At 33.1% G+C, this 3,988-nt stretch carries 3 protein-coding genes and 1 tRNA gene; all 4 read right to left on the bottom strand.

What is annotated here, in order from left to right:
- Positions 1-129 precede the first annotated feature (129 nt).
- The 4 genes from KJ849_04970 to KJ849_04955 all read right to left on the bottom strand — a co-directional run bounded on the left by KJ849_04970 (position 130) and on the right by KJ849_04955 (position 3,908).
- Positions 130-501 carry a nucleotide pyrophosphohydrolase gene (locus KJ849_04970; protein ID MBU2599904.1) on the bottom strand — a complete coding sequence of 124 codons (372 nt, stop codon included), beginning with the start codon at positions 499-501 and terminating at the stop codon, positions 130-132.
- An 81-nt stretch (positions 502-582) separates the two neighbouring features.
- Positions 583-1,752: a hypothetical protein gene (locus KJ849_04965; GenBank protein ID MBU2599903.1), complete on the bottom strand. Its 1,170-nt coding sequence runs from the start codon at positions 1,750-1,752 to the stop codon at positions 583-585.
- A 349-nt stretch (positions 1,753-2,101) separates the two neighbouring features.
- A tRNA-Lys gene (locus tag KJ849_04960) sits at positions 2,102-2,177 on the bottom strand.
- 99 nt (positions 2,178-2,276) lie between these two features.
- On the bottom strand, positions 2,277-3,908 hold the full coding sequence (locus KJ849_04955) for an HD domain-containing protein (protein MBU2599902.1): 1,632 nt from the start codon (positions 3,906-3,908) through the stop codon (positions 2,277-2,279).
- Between the last annotated feature and the right edge of the window lie 80 nt (positions 3,909-3,988).

The following is a 3,988-nucleotide window of genomic DNA, read 5'->3' as shown; positions in this document are numbered from 1 at the left end:
TAACATTTTATATAACCTTCTTATATAATTTATATAATCTTTTTCTTGTATAACATTTTATATAACCTTCTTATATAATTTATATAATCTTTTTCTTGTATAACATTTTATATAACCTTCTTATATAATTTATATAATCTTCTTCTTGTATAACCCTTCTTTAATTACCTTCTCTGAAGGATACTTTATCTTATTTGCTTCTAACTTATCTATGATCGCTTGAGATAGATTGATATCTAATTGATTGGAAATGCTCAGGGCGTAAATAATCACATCGGCTAATTCTTCCTTTATTTTCTTCATAGCTAATTGATTATTCTTTAAAGTATCTAAACACTCCTTTTCTTCCCACTGAAATATCTCCAAAAGCTCAGCTATTTCAATACTCATAGAAATAGCTAACTCTTTAGGATGGTGGTACTTTTCCCAGTCTCTTTCCTTAATAAATTCCTTAATTTTTTCCTTTAAAGTTTGAAGGTGGGTATTTTGATCAGAAAGCATAAGTTTTAGCCATACCTTAATGGAAAGATAAAGATTAAATTAATCATAAAGATTTATCTGCTCATTTAAATTTAGCTATAATTATTTACCTGTAACCAGACATTTATCTAAGAATTTTAGATTATTAACTAAATACCTATCTAAGTAATCATATTCATTCTTACTTAGTTCTAAATAATCTTTATGTTGGGAAACATAACCTTCTTGGCTCTCATAATGATAAATGTTCCCTCCTGGAAGGTAACCAGCCATTGTCCAATCGAATGTATTTAAGCAAATAGCTTGAAAGTTGGTCTGATCTAAGTCATTCTTCAAATATTTATCAGCAGTGGCATTATCTTGTCCAGAATTTATAGGTAGATATTCTGGCGCATAGACTGGCTTCCCAAAGGCAGTCAAATTATGAACTGCTCTTCCTTGATAAATGCTTTTTCCAATCCAATCTATATAGCTATCCCCAGGGTAATATTCTTTTAAGCTTTCATAGTCAGAAGTATGGCCACCATACAAGCACCAAGTAACATTTTCTGGTGCTTTATCTTTTTTAAACTCTCTCCTAAAGATATTGACTACATAACAATGAAATTTTTTATATGCTTCTGAAGGAATTTTATTATGAACTTCTGGATTTCCAGAATTTACTTCTACGGCAAGCTCAATCATTAAAGGCTTTTTATAAGCTATGGCATCTTTTGCTGCTTTGACAATCACTAAATCCTGAGTTCCTTGAAGAGCCTTTTCTAACCAATCAGCTATCTGATAAGTAGAATAACCAGCGCTAAACACTGGGGGTGTCCAGGCAACACACCAAACAACCTCTCTTGACCTTGGATCGAAATTACCATGTAAGGGTTTAGTAAATGGTCTATCGTTAATAGGTTGCCAAGGATCTTTATCCCAGTAAGTACTTCTATGGACAATAGCTGGTCTTTTTTTTGTTTTACTCTTAAAATCATCGATCTCTTGAGTGCTCCCATCGAGGACATTAAAATTTCCCGTAAAACCTCGGCTATGCCAACTACCTTTATAGTCCTGCCAATCATAATTGACCCAACAAGTAGCCATAAAGATACCCAAATAACATTTATTTTTTCCAGAAGGTAATACCTTGTAAACTTTATCTGGAATTTGATAAGAAGTAGTGGGCGTCTTAAAAGAGTGATTTTCCTTGCCAAAAGAATTCTTGCCTAAGAATAAAAAACTTCCTAGGAAGAGAAATAAGATAAGTAATCTTAAAACATTATTTTTCACTAAAACCTCCTTTTGCGCCTCCACAGAAGCTTTATTTAAGAAAGATAGTCTCAATGTTAATTATTGTATGATTGGAAACATCGGCAAGCCGAGCCAGTTTTTTCTTATTCTTTTTATTTTGCTTGATTCTACCATATTTGAATAGCAATATTAAATTGTGGCATAATTAAATTATGCTTAAACTTCGCAACCACAAAATAATATTACTAAAATATTTGGAAATAGTAAAGAAAAAGAGAGTCCTTAGTCTTTTCGAGTCGGAAGCGAGGGCAGGGCGTTAGTTTTGTTCAAAAAAGGTTCGCGCCTTTTTAAATAAAGCTCACCAAAAAGGATTTCACGAAATCTTTTTTGGTGAGCCGCGTTGGGATCGAACCAACGACACCCGCCTTAAAAGGGCGGTGCTCTACCAACTGAGCTAGCGGCCCACTTATTTTAAATTTAAGAGTAATACTACTTATTAAGATCTTATCTGTCAAGGAAAACTTTTTAATTGTAATATTGAGAAAGTAGAGATATTGGTTTACTTATATTTTTCCTTTCTCAAAAGCTCTTACAAATGCTTTTACCACTTTTGGATCAAATTGAAAATCAACACACCTCTTTAATTCATCTACCGCCTTTTCTTTGGTCATTCCTTGTCGATATGGCCGGTCAGAAGTCATGGCATCATAAGAGTCTACCACACTAATTATTCTACTAGCTAAAGGAATCTGTGTTCCCTTGAGACCTCCAGGATAACCTTGTCCATCAAAACGCTCGTGATGATTCATGACATTAGCAACAATATCCTTTAAACCATCAATCTTTTCAATAATATTAGCTCCTAAAATCAAATGTTCTTTAATAACTTCAAATTCTTTGTCTTCTAAAGGTCCTTCCTTTCCTAAAACTTTCTCGGTAATGCCAATCTTTCCAATATCATGGAATAAAGCAGAAATTTTAACTTGAGCTTTTTCTTCAAGAGAAAGCCCAAGTTCGTCAGCTACTATTAAAGAAATATTTTGCACCCTTTCGCTATGGCCACGAGTATAAGGATCCTTAGCATCAATAGTAGAAGTTAAAGCTGTAATCGTATTTAAAAACAACTTCTGCCAAGACTTATGGGATTTAGCATTTTCTATTAATAGAGCTGCTTCAGTAGCCAAGGAAGTCAACAACTGGCGATCGGAAGTATTAAATATCTTCCCTTCTTCTTGATGGGCCACTAACATAAATCCAAATATCTTGCCTCTTATCTTTAAAGGAACACATAATAAAGAGCTTAGCCCTAATTTTAAGCTGCTTAAAACAACATCCTTTCTAAGTTCGTTAATCATTACAAAATTATTACCCCCATTAAATTTATCAAATATTTCCTTTTTTAAGAGAGGTAACGTCTTCTTCGCTAATACTTCAGAGATACCTTGAGCAATAATCGAGGGGTCAAGCTTTTCCTCTCTCACTATTACCCATCCCACCTTGACTGAAATGATCTCCATTACCCGATTTAAGATCATTTTAATAATATCATCAATCTCCCCAAGCAAAGATAGAGCTTGATTTACTTCATGGATAAGAGTAAGTTCTTTGTTCATTGAAGTAGCTTCACAAGTCAAATTCTGGAGCTTTTTATCCCCAGAAATTATCTCACTGACTAAGTTACTTAAAAAAATCAAAGAATCCATAATTTGTCTAATCTTATCTTTTGATAAGACTCTTGTCTCTTCTAAATACTTTATAAATAGCTGAATATTGCTTACCCCTAATTTATTTGATATTTCTAACTTAGGAGAAAGACTAATGGCTTCTAATCGATCTTTTTCCTCAATACTTTTTAGTAAAACTTGGCAACAAGCAACGATGCCCACAACTTTGGAGTGATGTTTCACGGGAGCGCCTAAAAGAAGTAATTTACCATGACAGGGAGAAAATTCAGGAGCTTGGGAGGACTTAATTAAATTAAATAACTTTTCTTGATTGCCCTTACAAAATACCTTGCCCTTAAGAGCATCATTGATAATTTGACAGTAGTTGGTATAATAAACAGGTTCTATAAAATCTTCCTCTATCATCATCCATAAAGGATATTCTATTAAGGCAGCATAATCCTTAAGGATCTTAGTTAAGTATTCTTTTCTTTCTGAAGATAAAGAATATTCACCCACATCCTTATTCAAAAAACCATCACCCAGATCTTACTTGTTCTGATCATAAACTTCTTTTTCTGAAGATAAAGAATATTCACCCACATCCTTAT

This window comes from bacterium, assembly GCA_018830565.1.
In the GTDB taxonomy this organism is placed as follows: domain Bacteria; phylum UBA9089; class JAHJRX01; order JAHJRX01; family JAHJRX01; genus JAHJRX01.
The sequence above is the reverse complement of the archived record's forward strand: the minus strand, read 5'-3'. Positions and strand labels throughout refer to the sequence as shown.

Excerpts from the sequence above, each read along its gene's own strand:
- KJ849_04970 (MBU2599904.1), bottom strand. The coding sequence starts at position 501 with ATGCTTTCTGATCAAAATACCCACCTTCAAACTTTAAAGGAAAAAATT.